This window comes from Streptomyces sp. O3, assembly GCF_054788135.1.
The window spans coordinates 26468-52047 of the sequence record NZ_JBTVYK010000026.1; the positions used below are offsets into that span (position 1 = coordinate 26468).

Annotated in this window: 21 protein-coding genes and 7 tRNA genes; 15 read left to right on the forward strand and 13 right to left on the reverse strand. The window is 70.8% G+C overall.

Annotated elements, in window-relative coordinates:
• Window positions 1-100: 100 nt before the first annotated feature.
• Window positions 101-1015: a phosphoribosylaminoimidazolesuccinocarboxamide synthase gene (locus tag ACX6XY_RS15095; RefSeq protein WP_460330410.1), complete on the forward strand. Its 915-nt coding sequence runs from the start codon at window positions 101-103 to the stop codon at window positions 1013-1015.
• Between the two features lie 81 nt (window positions 1016-1096).
• Here ACX6XY_RS15095 and ACX6XY_RS15100 read toward each other — a convergent pair.
• From ACX6XY_RS15100 to ACX6XY_RS15115, 4 genes are all read right to left on the reverse strand, one after another.
• Window positions 1097-1172 (reverse strand) — tRNA-Gly (locus ACX6XY_RS15100).
• 136 nt (window positions 1173-1308) lie between these two features.
• A tRNA-Gly gene (locus ACX6XY_RS15105) sits at window positions 1309-1381 on the reverse strand.
• Window positions 1382-1462: 81 nt separating this feature from the next.
• A tRNA-Gly gene (locus ACX6XY_RS15110) sits at window positions 1463-1534 on the reverse strand.
• 666 nt (window positions 1535-2200) lie between these two features.
• Window positions 2201-2539 carry a histone-like nucleoid-structuring protein Lsr2 gene (locus ACX6XY_RS15115; RefSeq protein ID WP_460330411.1) on the reverse strand — a complete coding sequence of 113 codons (339 nt, stop codon included), beginning with the start codon at window positions 2537-2539 and terminating at the stop codon, window positions 2201-2203.
• A gap of 354 nt (window positions 2540-2893) precedes the next feature.
• Here ACX6XY_RS15115 and purS point away from each other — a divergent pair, with 354 nt between their 5' ends.
• The 7 genes from purS to purM all read left to right on the forward strand — a co-directional run bounded on the left by purS (window position 2894) and on the right by purM (window position 10882).
• Window positions 2894-3154, forward strand: coding sequence for a phosphoribosylformylglycinamidine synthase subunit PurS (purS, locus tag ACX6XY_RS15120; protein WP_460330414.1), 261 nt, complete (start codon window positions 2894-2896; stop codon window positions 3152-3154).
• The gene (purQ, locus tag ACX6XY_RS15125; protein WP_460330417.1) at window positions 3151-3855 is read left to right on the forward strand and encodes a phosphoribosylformylglycinamidine synthase subunit PurQ; all 705 of its coding nucleotides are present in this window, start codon (window positions 3151-3153) and stop codon (window positions 3853-3855) included. Before purS ends, purQ begins: the two co-directional genes overlap by 4 nt.
• The gene (purL, locus tag ACX6XY_RS15130) at window positions 3852-6125 is read left to right on the forward strand and encodes a phosphoribosylformylglycinamidine synthase subunit PurL (RefSeq protein ID WP_460330420.1); all 2274 of its coding nucleotides are present in this window, start codon (window positions 3852-3854) and stop codon (window positions 6123-6125) included. Before purQ ends, purL begins: the two co-directional genes overlap by 4 nt.
• A 185-nt stretch (window positions 6126-6310) precedes the next feature.
• Window positions 6311-7105, forward strand: a complete 795-nt coding sequence (locus tag ACX6XY_RS15135) for a maleylpyruvate isomerase family mycothiol-dependent enzyme (RefSeq protein WP_460330423.1) — start codon at window positions 6311-6313, stop codon at window positions 7103-7105.
• 85 nt (window positions 7106-7190) lie between these two features.
• Complete coding sequence (locus ACX6XY_RS15140) at window positions 7191-8114, forward strand: META domain-containing protein (RefSeq protein ID WP_460330426.1); 924 nt, start codon at window positions 7191-7193, stop codon at window positions 8112-8114.
• Between the two features lie 79 nt (window positions 8115-8193).
• Window positions 8194-9711: an amidophosphoribosyltransferase gene (purF, locus tag ACX6XY_RS15145; RefSeq protein WP_460330429.1), complete on the forward strand. Its 1518-nt coding sequence runs from the start codon at window positions 8194-8196 to the stop codon at window positions 9709-9711.
• A gap of 94 nt (window positions 9712-9805) precedes the next feature.
• A complete protein-coding gene (purM, locus tag ACX6XY_RS15150; RefSeq protein ID WP_460330431.1) occupies window positions 9806-10882 on the forward strand; it encodes a phosphoribosylformylglycinamidine cyclo-ligase in 1077 nt (358 codons plus the stop codon).
• A gap of 214 nt (window positions 10883-11096) precedes the next feature.
• Here the strand turns inward: purM and ACX6XY_RS15155 are convergent, their stop codons facing one another.
• Window positions 11097-11351 carry a DUF3073 domain-containing protein gene (locus ACX6XY_RS15155; protein ID WP_460330433.1) on the reverse strand — a complete coding sequence of 85 codons (255 nt, stop codon included), beginning with the start codon at window positions 11349-11351 and terminating at the stop codon, window positions 11097-11099.
• Between the two features lie 290 nt (window positions 11352-11641).
• The gene (locus ACX6XY_RS15160; RefSeq protein WP_460330435.1) at window positions 11642-12739 is read right to left on the reverse strand and encodes a Leu/Phe/Val dehydrogenase; all 1098 of its coding nucleotides are present in this window, start codon (window positions 12737-12739) and stop codon (window positions 11642-11644) included.
• A 219-nt stretch (window positions 12740-12958) separates the two neighbouring features.
• Between ACX6XY_RS15160 and ACX6XY_RS15165 the strand changes: the two genes are divergently transcribed.
• Both ACX6XY_RS15165 and bldC read left to right on the forward strand, forming a co-directional pair.
• Window positions 12959-13816: a hypothetical protein gene (locus ACX6XY_RS15165; protein ID WP_460330437.1), complete on the forward strand. Its 858-nt coding sequence runs from the start codon at window positions 12959-12961 to the stop codon at window positions 13814-13816.
• A gap of 532 nt (window positions 13817-14348) precedes the next feature.
• Entirely contained in the window at window positions 14349-14555 is a 207-nt protein-coding gene (gene bldC / locus ACX6XY_RS15170; RefSeq protein WP_003949541.1) for a developmental transcriptional regulator BldC, read from the forward strand.
• A 530-nt stretch (window positions 14556-15085) separates the two neighbouring features.
• On the opposite strand, the gene ACX6XY_RS15175 is transcribed toward bldC, so the two are convergent.
• The 3 genes from ACX6XY_RS15175 to hrpA all read right to left on the reverse strand — a co-directional run bounded on the left by ACX6XY_RS15175 (window position 15086) and on the right by hrpA (window position 19603).
• The gene (locus tag ACX6XY_RS15175) at window positions 15086-15289 is read right to left on the reverse strand and encodes a DUF6274 family protein (RefSeq protein WP_460330442.1); all 204 of its coding nucleotides are present in this window, start codon (window positions 15287-15289) and stop codon (window positions 15086-15088) included.
• Between the two features lie 123 nt (window positions 15290-15412).
• Window positions 15413-15487 (reverse strand) — tRNA-Asp (locus ACX6XY_RS15180).
• 96 nt (window positions 15488-15583) lie between these two features.
• A complete protein-coding gene (hrpA, locus tag ACX6XY_RS15185; RefSeq protein WP_460330444.1) occupies window positions 15584-19603 on the reverse strand; it encodes an ATP-dependent RNA helicase HrpA in 4020 nt (1339 codons plus the stop codon).
• Window positions 19604-19993: 390 nt separating this feature from the next.
• Here hrpA and ACX6XY_RS15190 point away from each other — a divergent pair, with 390 nt between their 5' ends.
• From ACX6XY_RS15190 to ACX6XY_RS15205, 4 genes are read left to right on the forward strand one after another with little or no spacing between them, the layout of a single operon-like run.
• Complete coding sequence (locus ACX6XY_RS15190) at window positions 19994-20464, forward strand: hypothetical protein (protein ID WP_460330446.1); 471 nt, start codon at window positions 19994-19996, stop codon at window positions 20462-20464.
• A gap of 54 nt (window positions 20465-20518) precedes the next feature.
• Window positions 20519-21115 carry a hypothetical protein gene (locus tag ACX6XY_RS15195; protein ID WP_460330448.1) on the forward strand — a complete coding sequence of 199 codons (597 nt, stop codon included), beginning with the start codon at window positions 20519-20521 and terminating at the stop codon, window positions 21113-21115.
• 60 nt (window positions 21116-21175) lie between these two features.
• Window positions 21176-21988, forward strand: coding sequence for a DsbA family protein (locus tag ACX6XY_RS15200; RefSeq protein ID WP_460330451.1), 813 nt, complete (start codon window positions 21176-21178; stop codon window positions 21986-21988).
• Window positions 21985-22857: a cytochrome c biogenesis CcdA family protein gene (locus ACX6XY_RS15205; protein WP_460330454.1), complete on the forward strand. Its 873-nt coding sequence runs from the start codon at window positions 21985-21987 to the stop codon at window positions 22855-22857. Before ACX6XY_RS15200 ends, ACX6XY_RS15205 begins: the two co-directional genes overlap by 4 nt.
• A 52-nt stretch (window positions 22858-22909) precedes the next feature.
• Here ACX6XY_RS15205 and ACX6XY_RS15210 read toward each other — a convergent pair.
• The 4 genes from ACX6XY_RS15210 to ACX6XY_RS15225 form a co-directional block, all read right to left on the reverse strand.
• Window positions 22910-22986 (reverse strand) — tRNA-Phe (locus ACX6XY_RS15210).
• A gap of 23 nt (window positions 22987-23009) precedes the next feature.
• Window positions 23010-23084: transfer RNA gene (locus tag ACX6XY_RS15215), tRNA-Asp, on the reverse strand.
• Between the two features lie 124 nt (window positions 23085-23208).
• Window positions 23209-23281 (reverse strand) — tRNA-Glu (locus tag ACX6XY_RS15220).
• Window positions 23282-23361: 80 nt separating this feature from the next.
• Complete coding sequence (locus ACX6XY_RS15225) at window positions 23362-25086, reverse strand: metallophosphoesterase family protein (protein WP_460330457.1); 1725 nt, start codon at window positions 25084-25086, stop codon at window positions 23362-23364.
• Between the two features lie 119 nt (window positions 25087-25205).
• On the opposite strand from ACX6XY_RS15225, the gene ACX6XY_RS15230 reads away from it, so the two are divergent.
• A complete protein-coding gene (locus tag ACX6XY_RS15230; RefSeq protein WP_460330461.1) occupies window positions 25206-25556 on the forward strand; it encodes a metallopeptidase family protein in 351 nt (116 codons plus the stop codon).
• The last annotated feature ends 24 nt before the right edge of the window (window positions 25557-25580 follow it).

Below are 25580 nucleotides of genomic sequence, written 5' to 3' on the forward strand. Positions count from 1 at the left end.
CCCGGCGTCCCTCCCGCACGCCCCGGCAGCCACCCCTGGCCAAAGATCTCCGCTTCATACGCGAGAATCAGGTCATTGGCACAAACCACGGGGAGGAACCGTGTCCGGATTCGTTGAAAAGCCCGAGCCGATCGAGGTTCCGGGTCTGGTGCACCTGCACACCGGCAAGGTGCGCGACCTGTACCAGAACGAGGCGGGCGACCTCGTCATGGTCGCCAGCGATCGCATCTCCGCCTATGACTGGGTGCTGCCCACCGAGATCCCCGACAAGGGCCGGGTGCTCACCCAGCTCTCGCTGTGGTGGTTCGAGCGCCTGGCCGACCTGGCCCCGAACCACGTCATCTCCACCGACCTGCCGCCCGGAGCCCCCGCCGACTGGGCGGGCCGCACTCTGATCTGCAAGTCCCTGCGGATGGTCCCCGTCGAGTGCGTCGCGCGCGGCTATCTCACGGGCTCGGGCCTGGTCGAGTACGAGCAGTCCCGCACCGTGTGCGGACTCGCCCTGCCCGAGGGCCTGTCCGACGGCTCCGAGCTGCCCGCGCCGATCTTCACGCCCGCCACCAAGGCCGAGGTCGGCGAGCACGACGAGAACGTGTCGTACGAGGAGGTCGCCCGCCAGGTCGGCGCCGACACGGCGGCACAGCTGCGGCAGGCCACGCTCGCCGTGTACGGCAGGGCCCGCGATACGGCGCGGGAGCGCGGGATCATCCTCGCGGACACCAAGTTCGAGTTCGGTTTCGCCGACGGCGGTGAGCACGGCGCCGAGCTCACCCTCGCGGACGAGGTGCTCACCCCGGACTCCTCGCGCTTCTGGCCCGCGAGCGGCTGGCAGCCGGGCCGCGCCCAGCCGTCCTACGACAAGCAGTTCGTACGGGACTGGCTGACCTCCCCGGCGTCCGGCTGGGACCGCCACGGCGAGCAGCCGCCGCCCGCGCTGCCGCAGGAGGTCGTGGACCGTACGCGCGCCAAGTATCTGGAGGCGTACGAGCTGCTGACCGGCACGGCCTGGTCGTAAGGGCCGATCGCCGAGGGCGGCCGAGGCGCCGAGGCCATGAAGAAGCCCCCCGATGTCGATGACATCGGGGGGCTTCTCGTGTGGAGCGAACGACGAGGTTCGAACTCGCGACCTCAACCTTGGCAAGGTTGCGCTCTACCAACTGAGCTACGTTCGCACGCGCACCGCTTGGTGCCCCTCTACTATAACCAACCTCAGGGAGTGCTCGGAACACACTTCCACGCGGATTTCCCGCTCGGCGCGGGGAGGCACGAAGAAGCCCCGATACCTGAGGTACCGGGGCTTCTCTCCCGAGCGGACGACCAGGTTCGAACTGGCGACCTCAACCTTGGCAAGGTTGCGCTCTACCAACTGAGCTACGTCCGCATCGCATCCGAATCGGCTCTCACCGTCCGGTGCAAGCACCAGCCTACCTGATCGACTTGCGTCGATCGACAAGCGATGCAGAGCGGGTGACAGGAATTGCACACTGCGCCTCCCCCCTGGAAGGGGGGTGTTCTGCTACTGAACTACACCCGCATGTACTCCGCGTGGCCCGGCCTTTCGGCCCGTGCCCTGCGGCGTGCTCCAGACTTTAGCTGATCAACGGGGGTGCAACGCAAGTCGGCTCCGGCCGCCGCCCGCAACGACACCTCGCGACCCACCCCAGCAGGGGTGCGGCCCGGTACGGGCCCGCCCCGGCGCAGGCGCGGCCTCGATGTGCGCGGCCGCATGCCACGGTCCTTGCGCCAGTCGCGGCGGGGCGCCCGGCGCGTCAGCGGCCGCCGGCCCCAGCGCGCTCGCCGTCGCGACGAAACCCCTCCACGGCGAGTGGCCCCCACCCCAGCGGCGGCTGCGCCGCCACCTCAGTGGTGGCGGCCCCCACCCCAGCGGCGCGGAACCGCTTCCGCGTCGGGAGGCCGGTCCCCGCCGGGCGGAACCCGCTTCCGTGACGGCGGCCGGTCTCACCGCGGCGGCGGAACTCGCCTCCGCGGTGGGCGGCCGGGTCGGTGGGGGCGGCGGAGCTGCTTCCGCTGCCGGCGGCCCGCCGCTCACGGCGGCGGAACCGCCTGAGCGAGGGTGGCCTGAACCAGCAGAGCGGCCCCGGATGGGACGCCACGGCGGCCCCGCCGCCACACGGCGGCGGCCCGCCACCGCGACGAGGGTCGCGGAAGCGGGCCGGTCAGGGCTTCCGGCAGTGGGTGTTCAGTTCGCCGCCTCGAACGCCTCGTAGACCTTCTTCGGGATTCGGCCACGCGCCGGTACGTCCATCTTGTGTGAGCGAGCCCACGCGCGGACGGCCGCCGGGTCGGCGGTCACCGCCGTGTGCGTGAAGGCCTTGGCCGCCTTACCCGCTTTACCCGGCTTCCGGGTCTGCTTGCGGCCCGCGTGCAGGTACGGAGCCAGTGCCTTGCGTAGTTTCTTGGCATTGGCTGGATTCAGGTCGATCTCGTACGACTTGCCGTCCAGGCCGAAGACGATCGTTTCCGACGCTTCTCCGCCGTCGATGTCGTCAGAGAGAGTGACCACGACACGTTGCGCCACGAATATCGGTCCCTTCCTATGGCATCACCCATCTTGACCTGTGGTGATGCCCGGCTGGCAGGCTATTTCGAGGAAGCGTCAGTGACTTTGTGCTTTTCCTCGTGTTTCCTTTGTACAGTGCCCGGCGTTGAATTGTGAAGCCCGGTTAAATCTCCGAGCGTGTCCGGGGGCGCAATGTCGATCCCGAGGGGTGCGGAGGCGGGCATCGGGTTTTCCCGGAGTTTCCCCCGAGATGCCTGGTCTGATACTCGAACGTGATGGCCATCACGTATGTACCTACGAATCTACTCGCGTAGAAATTTTGTCCGGGTAGTCTGAACTGACCTGCTCACGCACCACACACCGGGAGTGCCAGTGGCACGCGTCGTAGTCGACGTCATGCTCAAGCCGGAGATCCTCGACCCCCAGGGACAGGCGGTGCAGCGTGCACTGCCGCGTCTCGGTTTCGAGGGAATCGCGGACGTCCGCCAAGGGAAGCGCTTTGAACTCGAGGTGGAGGGACCGGTCGACGACGCCGCCCTCGCCCGCATCCACGAGATGGCCGAAACCTTCCTCGCCAACACCGTCATCGAGGACTTCGCCGTGAAGGTCGAGACGTCCGAGGGGGCGGAGTGACCGCCCGTATCGGGGTCGTCACCTTCCCCGGAACGCTCGACGACCGCGACACCCAGCGCGCCGTCCGTATCGCCGGCGCCGAGGCCGTGCCGCTGTGGCACCGCGACAAGGACCTCAAGCAGGTCGACGCCGTGGTGCTGCCCGGCGGCTTCTCCTACGGCGACTATCTGCGCGCCGGGGCCATCTCCCGGTTCTCGCCGCTGATGGAGACCGTCATCGACCAGGCGAAGGCCGGAATGCCGGTACTCGGCATCTGCAACGGCTTCCAGGTGCTCACCGAGAGCCATCTGCTGCCCGGCGCGATGCTGCGCAACGACGGCCTGCACTTCGTCTGCCGCGACCAGAAGCTGCGGGTCGAGTCGACCGCCACCGCCTGGACCGCCGACTACACGGCGGGCCAGGAGATCTCGATTCCGCTCAAGAACATCGACGGCCGGTACGTCGCCGACGAGCGCACCCTGGACCTCCTCGAAGCCGAGGGCCGGGTCGCCTTCCGCTATGCCACCGACGGGGACGTCGCCGACGGCTACGGAAACCCGAACGGCTCGCTGCGCGACATCGCCGGGATCACCAACGAGGCGGGCAACGTCGTCGGCCTCATGCCGCACCCCGAGCACGCCGTGGAGCCCCTGATCGGCACCGGCCGCACCGACGGCCTCGGGTTCTTCACCTCGATCCTGAAGAAGTTGGTCACCGCATGACGCTGGACACGGTCAAGCACGCGACCGAGACCCCGGACACCAGGCTGCCCTGGGCCGAACTCGGCCTCAAGGAAGACGAGTACGCGCGCGTACGCGAGATCCTCGGCCGCCGCCCGACCGGCGCGGAGCTCGCCATGTACTCCGTGATGTGGTCCGAGCACTGCTCCTACAAGAGCAGCAAGGTCCACCTGCGGCAGTTCGGTGAGAAGGCCCCGCAATCCGACGCCATGCTCGTCGGCATCGGCGAGAACGCGGGCGTCGTCGACGTCGGCAACGGCTACGCCGTCACCTTCAAGGTCGAGTCGCACAACCACCCCTCGTACGTCGAGCCCTACCAGGGCGCGGCCACCGGCGTCGGCGGCATCGTCCGCGACATCATCGCGATGGGCGCGCGCCCGGTCGCGGTCGTGGACCCGCTGCGGATGGGCGCGGCCGACCACCCCGACACCAAGCGCGTCCTGCCCGGCGTCGTCGCGGGCATCGGCGGCTACGGCAACTGCCTCGGCCTGCCGAACATCGGCGGCGAGCTGGTCTTCGACGCCTGCTACCAGGGCAACCCGCTGGTCAACGCGGGCGCCATCGGCGTCATGCGGCACGAGGACATCCACCTCGCCAAGGCCTCCGGGCCCGGCAACAAGGTCATCCTGTACGGGGCCCGCACCGGCGGCGACGGCATCGGCGGCGCGTCGATCCTCGCCTCCGAGACGTTCACGGATACATCAGCGTCTGGCGACGCGGGCGCCAAGCCCTCGAAGCGGCCCGCCGTCCAGGTCGGCGACCCCTTCCAGGAGAAGCTGCTCATCGAGTGCACCCTGGAGGCCTTCGCCGAGAAGCTGGTCGTCGGCATCCAGGATCTCGGCGCGGCGGGCCTGTCCTGCGCGACCTCGGAGCTGGCGTCGAACGGCTCCGGCGGCATGCGGGTCGACCTGGACGACGTACCGCTGCGCGACTCCACGCTCACGCCCGAGGAAATCCTCATGAGCGAGTCGCAGGAGCGCATGTGCGCGGTCGTCGAGCCGGACAAGGTCGAGCGGTTCCTCGCCATCTGCGAGAAGTGGGACGTCATCGCCACCGTCGTCGGTGAGGTCACCGACGGGGACCGGCTGGAGATCTTCTGGCACGGCGAGAAGATCGTCGACCTGGACCCGCGCACCGTCGCCCACGACGGCCCGGTCTACCAGCGTCCGTACGCCCGCCCGTCCTGGCAGGACGCCCTCCAGGCGGACGACGCGAACAAGCTGCCCCGCCCGGCCTCTTCGGCCGAACTGCGCGAGCAGGTCATCAAGCTGGTCGCCTCGCCCAACCAGGCGTCCAAGTCCTGGGTCACCGACCAGTACGACCGCTTCGTGCAGGGCAACACGGTGCTCGCGCAGCCCGAGGACTCCGGCATGGTCCGGATCGACGAGGAGACCGGCCTCGGTGTGGCGCTCGCCAACGACGGCAACGGCCGGTACGCCAAGCTCGACCCGTACGCGGGCGCGCAGCTGGCGCTGGCCGAGGCGTACCGCAATGTCGCCGCCACCGGCGCGCGGCCGCTCGCGGTGTCCGACTGCCTGAACTTCGGCTCGCCCGAGGACCCGGACGTGATGTGGCAGTTCGCCGAGACCACCCGTGGTCTGGCCGACGCCTGCCAGATCATGGGCACCCCGGTCACCGGCGGCAACGTCTCGCTCTACAACCAGACCGGCGAGGCGGCGATCCACCCGACGCCGGTGGTCTCCGTCCTCGGTGTGATCGACGACGTCGCTCGCCGTACGCCGATGGCCTTCGCCGAAGAGGGCCAGCTGCTGTACCTCATCGGCGAGACGCACGAGGAGTTCGGCGGCTCGGCCTGGTCGCAGGTGGTCCACGACCACCTCGGCGGCCTGCCGCCGAAGCTGGACCTGGAGCGGGAGCGGCTGCTCGCCGAGATCCTGATCTCCGCATCCCGCGACGGCATGATCGACGCGGCGCACGACCTGTCGGACGGCGGTCTGGTCCAGGCGGTCGCCGAGTCCTGCCTGCGCGGCGGCAAGGGCGCGCGCCTGGTCGTCCCGGACGACTTGGACGCGTTCACCTTCCTGTTCTCGGAGTCGGCGTCCCGCGCGGTCGTCGCCGTCCCGCGCAGCGAGGAACTCCGCTTCACGGACATGTGCGGCGCGCGCGGGCTGCCGGTGACGCGGATCGGCGTCGTGGACGGCGAAGCGCTGGAGGTCCAGGGCGAGTTCAGCATCCCCCTGGACGGCCTGCGTACGGCCCACACGGCCACCCTGCCGGAGCTGTTCGGCTGAGCGACCGCCTGAGCGACCGCCTGTGTGATCGCACGAGTGATCGCCTGAGCGCCGCCTGACCGTACGGCGCGTCTCGCACGCCACAGCGGCCCCGCCCGGCCACACCCAGGGCGGGGCCGCCAGGCGCAGGGCGCGTTCCGGAACACGCCCTCGTGCCGGCCGGCCGGGTGGCTACCCTCGACTCCATGCCACCCGCCAAACGCCGCGCCCGTGCCTACGACCCCGCCAAGATCCGTGCCGCCGTCGCCGGACAGTTCGCGCAGGTGCGCGCGGCCGTAGGCGCGCTGACGGACGAACAGCTCGCGCGTCCCGCGGACCTGGGGGACTGGACGGTGCGCGAGCTGGTGGTGCACATCGCCGTCGCGGTCGACTCCGTCAGCCATTTCCTCGCCCTGGACGAGCCCGCCGGGCCGGAGATCGATCCGCACCGCCTGCTGTTCGCGTCGGCCGGGGCCGCCGAGCGGATCGCCGACGGCATGCGGCAGGCCGCCGAGCGGGAGCCCGACCTGGACGCCCTGTACGCGCGCACGGCGGACCGGCTCGACGCCTGCCTCGGGGCCGCTCCCGGCGGGCGGCTGCTGGCCACCCCGGCCGGGGCCGTCACGCTCGCCGACTACCTGGTCACCCGTACCGTCGAGCTCGTCGTCCACACCGACGACCTGAACCGCGCGGCCGGGCTCGACATCCCGTACGAGCGCCAGGCGCTGGCCGCCTGCACCCGGCTGCTCGCCGACGCGCTGGCCGCGAAGGCGCCGGGCGCGGCCACCGAGGTACGGGTGCCGCCGTACGCCGTGGTGCAGTGCGTCGAGGGGCCGCGGCACACCCGCGGTACGCCGCCGAACGTGGTGGAGACCGACCCGCTGACCTGGGTACGGCTCGCCACCGGGCGTACGGGCTGGCAGGCCGCGCTGGACGAGGCGAAGGTCGCCGCGAGCGGGGAGCGGGCCGACCTGTCCACGCTGCTGCCCGTGATGTCCTGATGCCCTGATGCCCTGACGCGCGCCGCCGACGGGAGCGGGAAGACGGGAGCGGGAACCGGAATCGCGCTCGCCGCGTCGGAGCGGCATGGACACCCAGCGATTCCCTCGCGCCGCCCGGACCCGCGGTGCCCTCGTCGCCGTAGCGGCCCTGGGGCTGCTCACGGCTGCCTGCGGCACCGAGTCGGCCGACGGCGGCGGCCCTGGCTCGGGCGGCGGCGACCGTACCGCCGGGCAAGTCGCGCAGGACACACAGGACACACAGGACACACAGGACACACAGGACGGGCAGGACGGGCAGGACGACGGCCCGGACGCGGAGCTGACCGGCGTGCGCTGGGGCGTCGAGAGCCTCACGGTCCGCGGCGAGCGGCGGGACGCGCCGCAGGGCGCCTGGGTCAGGTTCGACGCCGACGGCCGGGCCGGGGGCAACTACGGCTGCAACCACTTCGGCGCCGACTACACGGCCGACGGCGAGACCCTGACCGTGCGGCCGGGCGTGCAGACCGAGATGTCCTGCGGCGAGGACGCCGACGCGTTCGAGACCGCGCTCGCGACCGCCCTCACCGGCACCCTCACCGCCGAGGTCAGCGGCGACCGCCTCACGCTCACCACGGAGCGGGGCGACACCGTCGTCAAGCTGACCGAGGAGAAGCCCGCGCCGCTCAAGGGCACCCGGTGGACCGTCACCGGATACGCGGAGGACGGCGGCGAGACCCACGTCGCGCTCCCGGCGGCCGCCCAGGACAAGCCGCACTTCACGATCGCCCTGGACGGCACGGTCCACGGCAACCTCGGCTGTAACGACATCACCGGCGAGGCCAGGGTCACCGACGCCGAGATCACCTTCGAGCCGCCCGTCACCACCACCCGCAAGCGCTGCGAGAAGGGACAGATGAAGGCCGAGGACCGGCTGCGGCAGGTCCTCGACGGGACCGTCGACTACACGCTGAACCACGACTCCCTGGTCCTCACCAAGGACGGCGAGGGCCTGCACGCACAAGCGCGCTGATCACACTGCTGATCACCCTGCGTACAGGGGTCGTATCACCAATTCGGACCAGTGGTCGATCTCGCCTACACTCGGTGTCGTGCCTCGTGGTGATGGACGACTCAACCACGACCTGCTCCCCGGCGAGAAGGGCCCCCAGGACGCTTGCGGCGTCTTCGGTGTCTGGGCTCCCGGCGAAGAGGTCGCCAAGCTCACCTATTTCGGACTGTATGCCCTGCAGCACCGTGGACAGGAGTCCGCGGGCATCGCAGTGAGCAACGGGTCCCAGATCCTGGTCTTCAAGGACATGGGTCTGGTCTCGCAGGTCTTCGACGAAACCTCCCTCGGCTCGCTCCAGGGCCATATCGCGGTGGGCCATGCTCGCTACTCCACCACCGGGTCATCGGTGTGGGAGAACGCCCAGCCGACGTTCCGCGCCACCGCGCACGGCTCGATCGCGCTCGGCCACAACGGCAACCTGGTGAACACCGCCCAGCTCGCCGAGATGGTCGCGGACCTCCCCAAGGAGAACGGCCGCGCCACCCAGCTGGCCGCCACCAACGACACCGACCTGGTCACCGCCCTGCTCGCGGGCCAGACGGACGCCGACGGCAAGCCGCTGACCGTCGAGGACGCCGCTCCCCAGGTCCTGCCGCACGTCATGGGCGCCTTCTCGCTGGTCTTCATGGACGAGCAGACGCTGTACGCGGCCCGCGACCCGCAGGGCATCCGCCCGCTGGTGCTCGGCCGCCTGGAGCGCGGCTGGGTCGTCGCGTCCGAGTCGGCGGCGCTGGACATCTGCGGCGCCTCCTTCGTCCGCGAGGTCGAGCCCGGCGAGCTGATCGCCATCGACGAGAACGGCCTGCGAAGCTCCCGATTCGCGGAAGCGAAGCCCAAGGGCTGTGTCTTCGAGTACGTCTACCTGGCTCGCCCCGACACCGACATCGCGGGCCGGAACGTCTACCTCTCCCGCGTGGAGATGGGCCGGAAACTCGCGAAGGAAGCCCCGGCCGACGCCGACCTGGTGATAGCGACCCCGGAGTCCGGCACCCCCGCCGCGATCGGCTACGCGGAGGCCAGCGGCATCCCGTTCGGCGCGGGCCTGGTGAAGAACGCCTACGTCGGGCGTACGTTCATCCAGCCCTCGCAGACCATCCGCCAGCTCGGCATCCGCCTGAAACTGAACCCGCTCAAGGAAGTCATCCAGGGCAAGCGCCTGGTCGTCGTGGACGACTCGATCGTGCGCGGCAACACCCAGCGGGCCCTGGTCAAGATGCTCCGCGAGGCCGGGGCCGCCGAGGTGCACGTCCGTATCTCGTCGCCGCCCGTGAAGTGGCCGTGCTTCTTCGGCATCGACTTCGCCACCCGCGCCGAGCTGATCGCCAACGGCATGTCGATCGAGGAGATCGGCAGGTCGCTGGGCGCGGACTCGCTCTCGTACATCTCCATCGACGGCATGATCGAGGCGACCACGATCGCCAAGCCGAACCTCTGCCGCGCCTGCTTCGACGGCGAGTACCCGATGGATCTCCCGGACCCGGAGCTGCTCGGCAAGCAGCTCCTGGAGACCGAGCTGGCGGGCGGCCCGGCGGCCGCCGACGCGCTCCGTCGCCCGTAAGACCCCGTCGCAACAGACCCCGTCGCAACAGACTCCGCCGGACCGGACTCCGCCGGACCAGACTCCGTCGCAACGACCCGAAAGTTCTCACGTCATGTCTGATGAGACCACTGGTGCCAGCTACGCAAGCGCGGGCGTCGACATCGAGGCGGGCGACCGCGCCGTCGAGCTGATGAAGGAGTGGGTGCGGAAGACCCAGCGCCCCGAGGTCGCGGGCCTCGGCGGCCTCGGCGGCTTCGCCGGACTCTTCGACGCCTCCGCGCTCAAGCGCTACGAGCGCCCGCTGCTGGCCTCCGCGACCGACGGCGTCGGCACCAAGGTCGACCTCGCCCGCAAGATGGGCGTGTACGACACCATCGGCCACGACCTGGTCGGCATGGTCGTCGACGACCTGGTGGTCTGCGGCGCCGAGCCGCTGGTCATGACCGACTACATCTGTGTCGGCAAGGTCCACCCGGAGCGGGTCGCGGCCATCGTGAAGGGCATCGCCGAGGGCTGTGTGCTGGCGGGCTGCGCGCTGGTCGGCGGCGAGACCGCCGAGCATCCGGGGCTGCTCGGCCCGGACGACTTCGACGTCGCGGGCGCGGGTACGGGCGTGGTCGAAGCCGACCAGCTGCTCGGGCCGGATCGCATCCGTAAGGGGGACGCGGTCATCGCGATGGCGTCCTCCGGTCTTCACTCGAACGGGTACTCGCTCGTCCGTCACGTCGTCTTCGACCGCGCGGGCTGGACCCTGGAGAAGGAGATCCCGGAGCTCGGCCGGACCCTCGGCGAGGAGCTGCTTGAGCCGACCAAGATCTACTCGCTGGACTGCCTGGCGCTCACCCGGACCACCGAGGTGCACGCCTTCAGCCACGTCACCGGCGGCGGCCTCGCCGCCAACCTGGCGCGGGTCGTCCCGGACGGGCTGCACGCCGCGGTCGACCGCTCGACCTGGACGCCGGGCGTGATCTTCGACCTGGTCGGGGGCGCGGGCCGGGTCGAGCGCCTGGAGCTGGAGAAGACGCTGAACATGGGCGTCGGCATGATCGCGGTCGTGCCGCAGGAGTCGGTGGACGTCGCGCTGACGACGCTGGCCGACCGGGGCGTGGACGCGTGGGTCGCGGGAGAGATCACCGAGCGCGGGGACCACGCCACGGGCGCCGAGCTGACCGGCGACTACGCGAGCTGACGACGCGAGACCGTACGGCGGAGCTGCCCCGGCCCGGACCAGCGACAGCTGGGCGAGGGCAAGGGGCAGCCACCGTACGAGCGGCGACTGGAACGAGCGGCGACCGACCGAGCCGAGCGGCAGCGGGCAGCACGACGGGCAGCACGACACCCGGTCCGGCGCTGTGGCCCCGGACCGGGTGTGGTGACTCTATGTGACTACTGGTGAAACGAGGTCAAGCGCCGCGGCGCCGCGACGACGGGCTGGACTCGTCCGCGGAGTCCTCGTCCTCGTCGTCGTTGTACCGATCCGCGTACTGGGCGTACGGGTCGTCGTCCTCGTCGTCCTCGAACGGCTCGCCATTCGGCGGCTGGCTCGAAGTCGATGCGCCCAGCTCATCGGCCAGACGCGACAGGTCAGTCCCGCCGGTGCTGTACTTCAGCTGGCGGGCGACCTTCGTCTGCTTGGCCTTTGCCCGGCCGCGCCCCATGGCTCGACCCCCTTGGATATGAGGCTCGACGGCCCCAGAGTCTTGACACGCGTTCATGGTTCAGAACGGACTCTCCTCGGAGAGACCGGTCCGTAGGGGTTCAACGGTACCTTCTTCGGCGGCCATACGGTACGCCGCCCACCGGACACGCCTCGCCCCGAGACCCTCAGAAACGCTTGTCCCCGCTGGTCAACACCGATTTTAACCTCTTATTCGCGGGCGACCCGCCGACGAGCGTGAGTCTCGTCTCTCCGACGGGCCCCGCACGCGTCGACGAGCCGCCCCGTCACTCACCCGCGGCGGGCCTCCGCCATCCGCTGCTCGGCCAGCCGGTCGGCCGCCGCGGCCGGCGGAATGCCGTCACGCTTCGCACGTGCGAATATGGCGAGCGTGGTGTCGTAGATCTTCGCCGCCTTGGCCTTGCAGCGGTCGAAGTCGAAGCCGTGCAGCTCGTCGGCGACCTGGATCACGCCGCCCGCGTTCACCACGTAGTCCGGCGCGTAGAGGATCCCCCGGTCGGCGAGGTCCTTCTCCACTCCCGGATGCGCCAGCTGGTTGTTGGCCGCGCCGCACACGACCTTGGCCGTGAGCGCCGGCACCGAGTCGTCGTTCAGCGCGCCGCCGAGCGCGCACGGCGCGTACACGTCCAGGCCCTCGACCCGGATCAGCGCCTCGGTGTCGGCGACCGCGGTGACCTCGCCGCCGGGGTGCCGGTCCAGGATCCGGCGTACGGACTCCTCGCGGACGTCGGTGATCACGACCTGGGCGCCGTCCTCGACCAGGTGCTCCACCAGGTGGTGACCGACCTTGCCGACCCCGGCCACGCCGACCGTGCGGCCGCGCAGCGAGGGGCCGCCCCACAGATGCTGGGCCGAGGCGCGCATGCCCTGGAAGACGCCGAAGGCGGTGAGCACGGACGAGTCGCCCGCGCCGCCCTGCTCCGGGGAGCGGCCGGTGGTCCAGCGGCACTCGCGGGCGACGACGTCCATGTCCGCGACATAGGTGCCGACATCGCAGGCGGTGACGTAGCGCCCGCCGAGCGAGGCCACGAACCGGCCGTAGGCGAGCAGCAGCTCCTCGCTCTTGATCTGGTCCGGGTCGCCGATGATCACGGCTTTGCCGCCGCCGTGTTCGAGCCCGGCGAGCGCGTTCTTGTACGACATCCCGCGGGAGAGGTTGAGCGCGTCGGCGACGGCCGCCTCCTCGCTCGCGTACGGGTAGAAGCGGGTGCCGCCGAGGGCCGGGCCCAGGGCGGTGGAGTGGATGGCGATCACGGCCTTGAGGCCGCTGGCCCGGTCCTGACAGAGCACGACCTGCTCATGTCCCCCCTGGTCCGAGTGGAACAAGGTGTGCAGTACGTCGGCAGGGGCGCCGGTCACTTCGGTCACGGTGGTGACTCCCATGTGTGTTGCGGCGGATGAGGCGGCTCTCGTACGGGTGGCGAGTGCCGTGGGCAAGAGAGTAAGACCTCCGGGCCCTCGCGATCCGTCCGGTGTGCGGGATCACCCTCTCGCGGGTGACGGGGTGGGACGATGCGCGGGGTTCCCGCGGCGCGCGCGGACTCGTCCGGGCGGTTTGCCGCACGGGCTACCGGGGAGGGAGCAGTCGTGCCGAAGGTGTCGTCTCCCGCAGTCCCGTACGCGTCCTACCTGCGGGTGTATGAGCCGCTGGCGGCGTTCCCCGAGGCGGAGCGCGGCCACTGGGAGCGCTATGCGCGGCGGCCCGAGCGACCCTCGTACCAGGACGAACTGCGGCGGTCTCTGCGGGACTTGCTGCCCACGCCGCCGGTGCCGGTGCCGGTGCACGAGAGCGCCGACGCGTTCGTGGCCGAGGTCGACGGGGTGCTGTGCGTGTGCCCCTGGCGTACCCGGCTGCGCGGCTGGCTGGCGCTGGACGAGCTCGCCGGACGGTTTCCGGCGCCGGTGCTGGACGCGGTGCTGCCGCCGGTGGTGCGAGGGCAGGCGGCCGCGGACTACGAGCGCTGGCGGGAGCGCAATCCGGACGCGCGCCCCTGGATCCGCACCTCGGTCTGGCAGATCCCGCTGAGCTGGTTCGTCCTGGTCTCGGACGGGGAGCGACAGTACGACGAGGGGGCCGCGGCCGTGCACGGCGGCCGGGCCGCGCCGGTGCTGCGCTATCGCACGCCGATGGTGCAGGCCAGGCGCAGGGTCGCGCGCGGTCTCAAGACGCTGCGGGACGCTCTTGAGGAGGGGCCGCTGATCGACGGCCTGGTAGATGTGGGGCGGTGGCTGGAGGAGTTCCACCCGCGGTCGCTGGTCGAGCTGGACTACGGCGGCCTGGTGCACGCTCTTCCGGCCGGGCAGCTGGACGCGGACCACTCGGCGGCGGATGTCGCCGAGGGCATCGAGGCGCTCAGGGCCGGGGACGGCGCCGGGGCGGCCGAGGCGTACGCGCGGCTGGTGGAGCGATGGCGCGCGGTGCGCGAGCGCCAGTCCGCCAGCTGACGGGTCCGCACCGGCCGACGGGTCCGCACCGGCCGACGGGTCCGCACCGGCCGACGGGTCCGCTGGCTGACGGGTCCGTTCGTGGCTGGGGACGTAGGTCCTGATCCGGTCTTTTGCCTCAAGCGTGATGGACCGCACTTACGGTGCCCTTGTCTTGATCCCCCACCCTCATGCCAAAATAGGACAAGGAGTCCGGGGAGGGCTCTGTTCGTCCAAGTCTGGGCGGCTTCCTCGGCATTGCACTCTATGGGGGGTCTGATGACTTCTGATCACCCTGTGACTGATCGTCACAGTGGCGTGACTGTCCGCTATGGCACGGTCCATCGGGTTCCGTCGTTGATGGACACCTGAGAGGGCAATTCCATCGGTTTGGCCGACGCGGCTGGACGGATGGTGTAGTTGTAGTGCCGAGGACAAGCCGTTCGTCCTATAACCGACTCGACCCGCGTCCGCCATTTCGGGCAACGCGGGCCAAGGTGCAGAATTTAGAGGAAAGAACCGAGAAGGTTCGGTTCTCCCGAGGAGGCCGCTCATGACCGCTCGCACCCCTGATGCCGAGCCGCTGCTGACCCCGGCTGAGGTCGCCACGATGTTCCGCGTCGACCCCAAGACGGTCACGCGCTGGGCCAAGGCCGGCAAACTGACGTCCATTCGCACGCTGGGTGGGCATCGCCGTTATCGCGAGGCTGAGGTCCGCGCGCTGCTCGCGGGTATTCCGCAGCAGCGCAGCGAGGCCTGATCCGCACAGCCTCGACAACTTCATAGCAGTACACAGCAGTACACAACCGGGCAAGTCCGTGTCCCCCAACTCGGACCGCGTCCGGCTGCCGCTCTACCCGACCGGGTCCTGCCCCAACAGGGCCCACCCCGCCTAGTGGGGGGCATGTCGTCGATCGCGCTGGACTCCGCCGGGTCCAGCGCGATTTTTTTGCGCGTACGGCGGTCCCGGTCGGCGGTCCCGGTCGGCGGCCTCGGTCGGTGGTTCCGGTCGGCGACTCACGCCGGACTCCGGTGCGGGCTGTCCGCTCAGAGGGGCGGGCTGGCCCGGCGCTCCGGAGGGTCGTCTTGCGGACCTCGGCATGATCGTGCAATTGCACATATTAAATTGAGCCGTTGTAGGGGTGGTGTAAGCGCGGGGGTTCCAAAAACTGGTTCTGTGATGCCGGTCACAGGCCGGGCGAGTGGGTGCGCGGGCCGCGCGGGGCCGTACGCAGGGGCCCGTGCACGGGTCCGCGTGCAGGGGCCTCACGCGGAGGCGCACGCGGGGGCTCACGCGTCGGCGGGAGTCTCCTCGTCGACCGTCGCCGCCCGGCCCTTCGTGGGGCGCGGTGTGCGACGCGGCGCGGACTCCAGGGTGAGGCGCAGGAGCTGATGGCAGATCGGGCAGTGTCGCGTCAGGTGCCGATAGCCGGACGCGGCCGACAGGTGGGCGCGTAGCAACGCGCGAGTCTCGTGCCGTCCGGGTTCGTTCATCTGCCCGCCCCTTCCGCGTCACCCATCCCCTGGTGTGTGAGTACCGGCGGCAGTTGACCCCGTCAAGACGCACGGAAGCCCGGATCTTTCGATCCGGGCTTCCGTATCTGACGCTGTATCTTGCGGTCCTGACGGGATTTGAACCCGCGGCCTCCACCTTGACAGGGTGGCGAGCACTCCAAACTGCTCCACAGGACCAGGTTTCGCAGCCACCGATTGGTGCGCTGTGCTGCGAAAAGAGACTCTACAGCAGCGAATGCCCGCCGGTCGAACTCGCCCTGCGTGACCTTCCGATTACGGGGCCGCCGCGTCGATCGCCTTCACGATCCGCTTGTCCGAGACCGGATACGCCGTGCCCAGCGCGTGCGCGAAGTAGCTGACCCGCAGCTCCTCCAGCATCCAGCGGATGTCCCGTACCTCCTGCGGCACCGGCCGCCCCTGCGGCAGCTGCTCAAGCAGCCAGGCGTATTCGTCCGCCATCTCGTGGACCTTCGCCATCCGCGTGGTGTCCCGCTGGACGTTGGTCGGCATCTGCTGGAGCCGCCGGTCCGCCGCGATCAGATACCGCATCAGATCCGGCAGCCGCCGCAGCCCGGTCTCGGTGACGAAGCCTGGCTTGACGAGCGCGTCCAGCTGGCCGCGTACATCGGTCAGACTGGGCAGCAGCGCGGGGCTGTGCGAGGCCTTCAGCCGCCGCTCACAGGCCGACCAGGCGGCGAGCACCTGCTGGACCTGGCCCACCGCCTTGACCGTCACGTCGACGATGTCCGCGCGCACCCGGTCGAACAGCTTGCGGTACGACTCCTCGTCCCACGCGGGCCCGCCGTGATCGGCGATCAGCTTGTCCGCCGCCGCCGTCGCGCAGTCCTCGAACAGCGCCTGCACCGAGCCGTGCGGATTCGCGGACAGGCTGATCTTCTGCTGGTTGGTGAGCTTCTCGGACGCGAACTTCGCCGGGTTCACCGGGATGTTCAGCAGGATCAGCCTCCGGGTGCCCCGCCACATCGCCTGCGCCTGCTCGGCCTCGGTGTCGAAGAGCCGTACGGAGACCGAGGCCCCGTCGTCCACGAGCGCCGGATACGCCTTCACCGGCTGGCCCGCGCTTCCCCAAGCTCTCGACTTCGCTCGACCAGGGGAGACCCCATCGGTCTCGAAGACCCGGCTGAGCGTCCCGATCGTCCAGTCCGTGAGCCCCGTACGCTCGATCGAGGCGCCGCCCGCGCGCTCGGCGGTGGCCGCGGCCGCCTGCGAGAGCGCCTTGCGCGCCTTGGGCCGCAACCGGAGCCGCAGCGCCTCCAGGTCCTTGTCCTCGGCGACCTTGCGGCGTCGCTCGTCCACCACCCGGAAGGTGATCTTCAGGTGGTCCGGCACCCGGCTCAGGTCGAAGTCGTCGGCGGTCACCGGGACTCCGACCATCCCCTTCAGCTCGCGGGCCAGAGTCACCGGCAGCGGCTCCCGCAGCGGCACGGCACGTTCCAGGAAGGCCTTCGCGTAGTTCGGCGCCGGGACGTAGTGACGGCGGATCGGCTTGGGCAGCGAGCGGATCAACTCGGTGACCACATCCTCGCGCAGGCCCGGAATCTGCCAGTCGAAGCCCTCGTCGGTGACCTGGTTGAGCACCTGGAGCGGAATGTGGACGGTGACGCCGTCCGCGTCCGTGCCCGGCTCGAACTGGTAGGTGACCTTGAACTTCAGCGCGCCCTGCCGCCAGGAGTCCGGATAGTCCGCCTTGGTGACCGCCTCCGCGGACTCCCGGATGAGCATCGACCGCTCGAAGTCCAGAAGTTCGGGCTCCTCCTTGCGCTTGTGCTTCCACCAGGAGTCGAAGTGCGCGCCGGAGACGACATGGTCCGGCACCCGCTCGTCGTAGAAGTCGAACAGCGTGTCGTCGTCGACCAGGATGTCCCGGCGGCGGGCGCGGTGCTCCAGCTCCTCGACCTCGGTCAGCAGCCTGCGGTTGTCCGCGAAGAACTTGTGGTGGGTGCGCCAGTCGCCCTCCACCAGGGCGTTGCGGATGAACAGCTCGCGGGAGGCCTCGGCGTCGATCCGGCCGTAGTTCACCTTCCGGTGGGCGACGATCGGGACGCCGTACAGCGTCACCTTCTCGTACGCCATCACGGCCGCCATGTCCTTTTCCCAGTGGGGTTCGGAGTACGTCCGTTTGATCAGGTGCTGGGCGAGCGGCTCGATCCACTCCGGCTCGATCTTCGCGTTGACGCGGGCCCACAGCCGGGACGTCTCGACCAGCTCGGCGGACATCACGAACCGCGGCGGCTTCTTGAACAGCGCGGAGCCGGGGAAGACGGCGAACTTCGCTCCGCGGGCGCCCAGATAGTCGTTCCGCCCGCCGCCGTCCTTGCGCGCCCCGTCCTTCTTCCCGCCGTCCTTCTTCGCGCTCTCCTTCACGTCCTTCATGCCGATGTGGGAGAGCAGCCCGGACAGCAGCGAGATATGGATCTGCTGCTCGGTGCCGTCGTCCTCGTTCGGGTGAATGCCCATCTGCTTGGCGACCGTACGCAGTTGGGTGTAAATGTCCTGCCACTCGCGGATCCGCAGGAAGTTCAGATACTCGGACTTGCACATCCGGCGGAACGAGGACGAGCCGCGCTCCCGCTGCTGCTCGCGGACGTACCGCCACAGGTTCAGATAGGCCAGGAAGTCGGACGTCTCGTCCTTGAAGCGTGCGTGCTGCTGGTCGGCCTGCGCCTGCTTCTCGCTGGGCCGCTCGCGCGGGTCCTGGATGGAGAGCGCGGCGGCGATCACCATCACCTCGCGTACGCAGCCGTTCTTGTCGGCCTCGATGACCATCCGGGCGAGCCGGGGATCGACGGGCAGCTGGGCGAGCTTGCGGCCGAGCTGGGTGAGCCGCTTGCGGACGTCCTTCTGAGTGGGGTCGATGGCCCCGAGCTCCTGGAGGAGCTGGACGCCGTCGCGGATGTTGCGGTGGTCCGGCGGGTCGATGAACGGGAACTTCTCGATGTCGCCGAGCCCGGCCGCGGTCATCTGGAGGATGACGGAGGCGAGGTTGGTGCGGAGGATCTCCGCATCCGTGAACTCCGGGCGGGCCTCGAAGTCGTCCTCCGAGTACAGCCGGATGCAGATGCCGTCCGATGTGCGGCCGCAACGGCCCTTGCGCTGGTTGGCGCTGGCCTGGCTGACCGGTTCGATCGGCAGCCGCTGGACCTTGGTGCGGTGGCTGTAGCGGGAGATCCGGGCGGTGCCCGGATCGATCACGTACTTGATGCCCGGCACGGTCAGCGAGGTCTCGGCGACGTTCGTCGCCAGAACGATCCTGCGGCCGCTGTGCCGCTGGAAGACGCGATGCTGCTCGGCGTGTGAGAGCCGGGCGTAGAGCGGGAGGATCTCGGTGTTCCTGAGTTTGCGCTTGGTGAGCGCGTCCGCGGTGTCGCGGATCTCGCGCTCGCCGGAGAGGAAGACCAGGACGTCGCCGGGGCCCTCGCCCTGGAGCTCGTCGACCGCGTCGCAGATCGCGGTGATCTGGTCCCGGTCGCCCTCGTCGCCGTCCTCTTCGAGGAGCGGGCGGTAGCGGACCTCCACCGGGTACGTACGGCCGCTGACCTCGACGATCGGGGCGTCGCCGAAGTGCCGTGAGAAGCGCTCCGGGTCGATGGTCGCCGAGGTGATGACGACCTTCAGGTCCGGGCGCTTGGGCAGCAGCTGGGCGAGATAGCCGAGCAGGAAGTCGATGTTCAGGGACCGCTCGTGCGCCTCGTCGATGATGATCGTGTCGTAGGCGCGCAGCTCGCGGTCGGTCTGGATCTCGGCGAGCAGGATGCCGTCGGTCATCAGCTTGATGAACGTGGACTCCGCCTTCACCTGGTCGGTGAACCGGACCTTCCAGCCGACCGCCTCGCCGAGCGGGGTCTCCAGTTCCTCCGCGACCCGCTCCGCGACTGTGCGGGCAGCGATGCGGCGCGGCTGTGTGTGGCCGATCATGCCGCGTACGCCGCGGCCGAGCTCCAGGCAGATCTTCGGGATCTGCGTCGTCTTGCCCGACCCCGTCTCACCGGCGACGATCACGACCTGGTGATCGCGGATCGCGGCCAGGATCTCGTCCCGCTTCTGGCTGACGGGGAGCTCTTCGGGGTAGGTGATCTCGGGCACGGCCTGCCGCCGCTCCCGTATCCGGGCAGCGGACTTCCCCGCCTCGCCCGCGATCTCGTCGAGCACGGCCTGACGGGCCTCGGGCTTGCGGATGCGGCGCGCACCCTCAAGGCGGCGCCCCAGCCGGTGCGCGTCACGGAGCGAGACCTCGGCGAGCAGCTGCTGGAGGTCGGCGAAGGAAGTAGACATACGAACCCCAGGATCGCACCTGGCCCGGACCACTGGCGAACGCATTACCGCGCCGCGCGGCTGCGGGAGGCCGCGCGGCGGCGCTCCGGGGCTTCTGTGGCCTCGGCGCTCCGGGGGGCCGGGACACTCGGTGCCGGGTGGCCGGGTGGCCGGGTGGCCGGGTGGCCGGGTGGCCGGGTGGCCGGGTGGCCGGGTGGCCGGGTGGCCGGGTGGCCCGGTGGCCGGGTGGCGGGGGAGGTCGGTGCTTCGATGGGGGCGGTGGCTCGGTGCTCGGTGCTCGGTGCTTCGAGGGTCCGGAGCCCAGGGGCCGGGGGCCGGGGGGCGGGGGGCGGTGGTCACGTGGGGGAGGCGAGGCTCGGTGTCATCGGTCGGCTGGTGCACTATGGGTGCATGCCTCGCCCGTACCCGCGCCGCCGCGCCGCCGTGCACGCGCTGATCAGCGTGCTGCTGGTGGTGCTGACCGCGGGAGCGTTCTGCGGGACCGCGAGCGCGGCCTCCGGCGCGAGCGCCGCCGCCACGGCCCACGGGCGCGCGGCGGGCGGTGCGAACGCCGACCCCGCGTGGGCCGTCGACTCCGCGCCCGCTGACGGCGTGTGGGTCGCTGACGGCGAGCAGGTCGTCGGTGGGGGCCGTGGGCTGGGTTGTGGGGAGCCGGATCAGCACGAGGGGGACGTTCACCCGGCCGCTCCGCCGCGCGGCAGCGCCGCGTACGAGCTGCTCTCGACGCTCGCCTACGCGCACGGCGCGGCCTCGTCCGACGCCTCGCCCGCCGACAGCGCGCACCGCGCCGCACTCTCCGGCCGGGCCCCGCCACCGCCCGAACCGCCCACCCCCGTCACACTCTCCGTCCTGCGCGTGTAGGCCGCCCGCGACGCGGGCCCCCACCACCACGCTTCAGGACCGGAGACACCTCACATGACCACTGGCATCCCGCGCCGCACCCGCCGCGCGGGCACCCTGCTGCGGCTCGCCCTGCGCGCCCCCGCCGCCTGGCCGATCGCCCGCTGGGCCGTCGCGCTCGGCGCCGCCGTGGGCTCCGCGCTGCTGATCGGGCTGCCGACCGCGATGATCCCGAACCCCGTCTTCGGGCGGGAGATCCCGCCCGAGCCGTGGAGCTACCCCGTACTGGCGGCATCGTCACTGCTCGCGGGTCTGCTCCTGGCGACGTACGTCCGTACGGGGCGCGGCGCGCCCGAGCGGCCAGCACGGCCCGAACGGCAGTCCGAAGGGCAGTCCGAAGGACAGTCCGGGCGGCGGGCGTCGCGGCTCGGTTCCGTCGGCGGGGTGCTGTCTTTCCTGGCCGTGGGCTGCCCGGTCTGCAACAAGCTGGTGCTGCTGGCGCTCGGCACATCGGGCGCGCTGACCGTCTGGGCGCCCCTGCAGCCCGCGCTCGCGGCGGTCTCGCTGCTGCTGCTCGCGGTGGCCGCGGTATGGCGGCTCGCGGGTGAGGTGGCCTGCCCGGCCGCTCCGGCGGCCACCAGCGCCGCCGACCCGGCCGCCGACGCGCGCTGAGAGCCGCCCCCTTCCCCCCTCTTTCTCTCTTGTCTTCCTCCTTAGGAGTACCGAACCACCGTGTCCGTCACCCCTGCAAAGAACTCTTCCCGGCGTCGCGGCATCGCGATCGGCGCGAGCGTGCTCGCCGCCGCCGCGCTGCTCGGCTTCCTCTCGTACACCGCGACCAAGCCGGACGGCGCGTCGGCCACGGTCGTCACCTCCTCGGCCGCTCCTTCCTCTCCCTCCTCTCCCTCCTCCGCCTCGGCCGCCGACGGGTCGTCCGACCCGCAGAGCGGCGTCTACGCCGAGCTGGAGAAGCTGGCCAGGCGCGACGCGAAGGACCCGCTCGCGCAGGGCCGCGCCGACGCCCCCGTGGTGCTCATCGAGTACGCCGACTTCCAGTGCGGCTACTGCGGCAAGTTCGCCCGTGACACCGAACCCGCGCTGGTGAAGAAGTACGTCGACGACGGCACCCTGCGCATCGAGTGGCGCAACTTCCCGATCTTCGGGGAGAAGTCCGAGGCCGTGGCGCGTGCCGCCTGGGCGGCAGGGCAGCAGGGGAAGTTCTGGGAGTTCCACGAGGCGGCGTACGCGACGGACGCCAAGGCGAAGGGCTTCGGCGCGGCCCGGCTCGACGAGCTGGCCCGTACCGCCGGGGTCGCGGACCTCGACCGGTTCCGTGAGGACCGGGACTCCGACGCGGCGCGCGCGGCCGTCGACAAGGACCGCGAGGAGGCGTATGGCCTCGGCGCCACCTCGACCCCGTCCTTCCTGGTCAACGGGCGGCCGCTGGCGGGCGCCCAGCCCGAGGCGACGTTCGTCCAGGCGATCGAGGCCGCGAAGGAGACGGCTGAGGCCAAGGCCAAGGCGGAGGAGGCCGCGGCGAAGTGAGCGACATCGGGTACTTCGCCGCGTTCCTGGGCGGGCTGCTGGCGCTGCTCAGCCCGTGCAGCGCGCTGCTGCTCCCGGCGTTCTTCGCGTACTCGATCGACAGCTCGTCGCGGCTGCTGGCCCGTACCGGCGTCTTCTACCTGGGGCTCGCCAGCACGTTGGTCCCGCTGGGCGCGGCGGGCTCGTACGCGAGCCGCTTCTTCTACGGCAACCGGGATCTGCTGGTGCTGGCCGGGGGCTGGCTGATCATCGCGCTCGGGGTGCTGCAGATCCTCGGCATGGGCTTCGCCTCACGCCGGATGGCCGAGCTGTCCGGGCGCATCCGGCCGACCACCGCGCTGTCCGTCTACGCGCTGGGCGCGGTGTACGGGCTGGCCGGGTTCTGCGCGGGCCCGATCCTCGGGAGCGTCCTGACGGTGGCCGCGATGGGCGGCAGTCCGGGGTACGGCGGGGCGCTGCTCGCGGTGTACGCGCTGGGGATGGCGGTGCCGCTGTTCGTGCTGGCGCTGCTGTGGGAGCGCTTCGAGCTGGGGCGGCGGCGGTGGCTGCGCGGCCGGACGCTGCGGCTTGGCGGACGGTTCGGCGAACGGTTCGGCGGGCGGTTCGAGTTGCATACGACGTCGTTGGCGTCGGGGCTGTTCTTCGTCCTGCTGGGCGCGCTTTTCCTGGCGTACGACGGGACGACGGCGCTGCCGGGGCTGCTGGGGACGGACGACGCGTTCGCGGTCGAGCGCTGGGCCCGCGACATCGGCGACCGGGTCCCGGACGCGGCGCTGCTGGCGGGCGTGGCGGCGGCGGTGGCGCTGGTCTGGTTCGTACGCGGCCGCCGCGCGGCGCGAGCCGAGCGCGAGCACGCCGAGCGCGGCTGAGAGGAGAGCAGGGCACGACGAAGGCCCCGGTCCGGAGATCGGGGCCTTCGAGTGGTGGCTGGGGCCGGGGTCGAACCGGCGACCTTCCGCTTTTCAGGCGGACGCTCGTACCAACTGAGCTACCCAGCCACGCGATCCACGAGGGGTCGCAGCGGTCCTGACGGGATTTGAACCCGCGGCCTCCACCTTGACAGGGTGGCGAGCACTCCAAACTGCTCCACAGGACCTGGCGTGTGTGCGGGACTAGTCTCGCACACGGTGTCGCGTGCTCCTAACGGGATTCCGGCCGCCTTCCCTGGGCGGGAAGGCGATCGGCTCTGCCAGGAGCCGTCACCAGGGGTGACGTCGCTGTGCCCCCAACGGGATTCGAACCCGTGCTACCGCCTTGAAAGGGCGGCGTCCTGGGCCACTAGACGATGAGGGCTAAAGGCCCGCCTGGGCGCTTTTCAGCGCGTCGGGGACGTGAGCAGCATATGTGATGCGCGGAGCGTTCGCCAAAACGGTTTACGGCGGCGGAGAGGGAGAGGGAGAAGGAGAGGGCGTCGGGTTCGGCGAGGGTGTCAGGCTCGGAGCCGGAGTCGGGCCCGGTGACGACGCCAGACTCGGCGACGGCGACGGCGACGGCGACGGGGTCGGGGTCGGGGTCGGCGACGGCGACGGCGACGGCGACGGCGACGGGGTCGGGCTCAGGGTCGGGCTCGGGGTCGGGCTCGGTGACGGCGTGGCGGCGCCGGGCTGGTTCTCCTTGGGCAGATGGCGGCTCACCTCGGCCGTGGTCAGTCCCAGACCGCCCAGCCTGATCTCGTCCCAGGCCTGTAGCCGTTTGGTGTCCCGGTCCAGGTAGAGCACCGACGCCGTGATCGGCGCGGGGCTGTCGCCCTCGATCGCCCGCAGTCCGCTGCCGCCCGTCGACCCCTCCATCCGCAGCCGGGTCCCGCCCTTCAGCACCTCCATCTTCTGGCGGTGCAGATGCCCGGTGAGCGCCAGCGGCACCGCGCCGTCCGTGCCGCGCGCCGCCACCGGGTTGTGCGCGACGGCGATGTCCACCGGTGTGCCCTTCTCGCGCTCGGCCCGGAGCGCCGCCGCGAGCCGTGCACCGGCTGACTCCTGGATCTCGTCGCCCTGGTCGGCGACCGTACGGTCCGGTGTGAACGCGGGGTCGCCGATCCCCGCGAACCGCAGCCCCGCGACGTTCACCGCCCGCCCGTCGTCGAGCACCCGCACGTTCTCGAACTTCTGGAGGTAGCGCTGGGTGGCCAGGGAGTCGTGGTTGCCGCGCACCCAGACGTACGGGGCGTCGAGCTGCCGGATCGGGTCCAGGAAGCTGTTCTCGGCCGCGGAGCCGTGGTCCATCGTGTCGCCGGTGTCGACGATGACGTCGATCTCGTACTGCTCGACCAGCGAGGAGATGATGTGCCAGCTGGCCGGGTTGAGGTGAATGTCGGAGACGTGCAGCACTCGGGCGGTGGACGGGTCGGGCTCGTACGCGGGCAGGGTCGACGCGGCGTCGTACAGCTTGGTCACGTTGGTGACCAGGCGGGCCAACTCCTTCTGGTAGACGTCGAACTCGCTGACGATGCTGCGGGCGTCGCCCACCAGCGACGGCGCGGAGGACAGCAGCCCGGAGAACCTCGGCTCCAGGACCGACTTGGGGTTCCAGGTGGCGTACGCGCTGACGCCGGACGCGGTGAGCAGCGCCAGCGCCAGGCCGCCCGCGGCGAGCGCGCGGCGCGGGCGGCGGTAGACCGCGAGCCCCAGCGCCGTGGCGCCGCTGACCACGGCGACGCAGGAGCGCACCGCCACGTCGAGGGCGCCGCTCCGTACATCGGCCGTGATCTTCTCCTGAAGACCCGTCAGCCGTTCGGGCCGGTCCACCAGATACTGGGAGCGCTCCGGGTCGAGCTGGTCCACGTCCACATCGAGGCGGACGGGCGCGGCATGGCTGTCCAGCTCCAGCGCGCCCAGCGGCGACACGTTGATCTTCGTGCCGCCGGAGAGCGAGGGCCTGAGCGTCATCGTCGTGTCCATCGGCCCGACCGGCGTACGCACGCTGCCCACGATCAGCAGCCCGAGCCAGGCGCCCATCAGCACGACCACGGCCAGACCGGCGGCGCGCGCCCAGGGGTGCGCGGGCTGCACCAGCGCGCTGACCGGGTGCGACCGGTGCGCACGATAGCGGCGCCGGAGTGCGGCCGCCGCGCCTCGGATATCGCGGATATCGCGGGCCATTGGTCCCCTATGCCCAGACCTGGGAGCGGGTATGCCGAGCAGGGCCGAGGGAGGACGCGCGGGGGCGAAGCCGCCCGCCCAACGGGTGAACGGGCGGACTCATCCCCGACAATGGCGGTGTGCTGGAGATGACACGCGAGGAGTTCGAGGAACTGGTCGCCGAGGCGCTGGACCGCATCCCGCCGGAGCTGACGCGGCTGATGGACAACGTCGCGGTGTTCGTGGAGGACGAACCGCCGTCGGACGACCCCGAGCTGCTCGGGCTGTACGAGGGGACTCCGCTGACCGATCGCGGTGAGTGGTACGCGGGCGTGCTGCCGGACCGGATCACCGTCTACCGGGGGCCGACGCTGCGGATGTGCGAGTCGCGGGACGACGTGGTGGCGGAGTCCGAGATCACCGTGGTGCACGAGATCGCGCACCACTTCGGCATCGACGATGAGCGGCTGCACGAGCTGGGGTACGGCTGAGGGGGCCGGGTTTCGTGTCTTTAG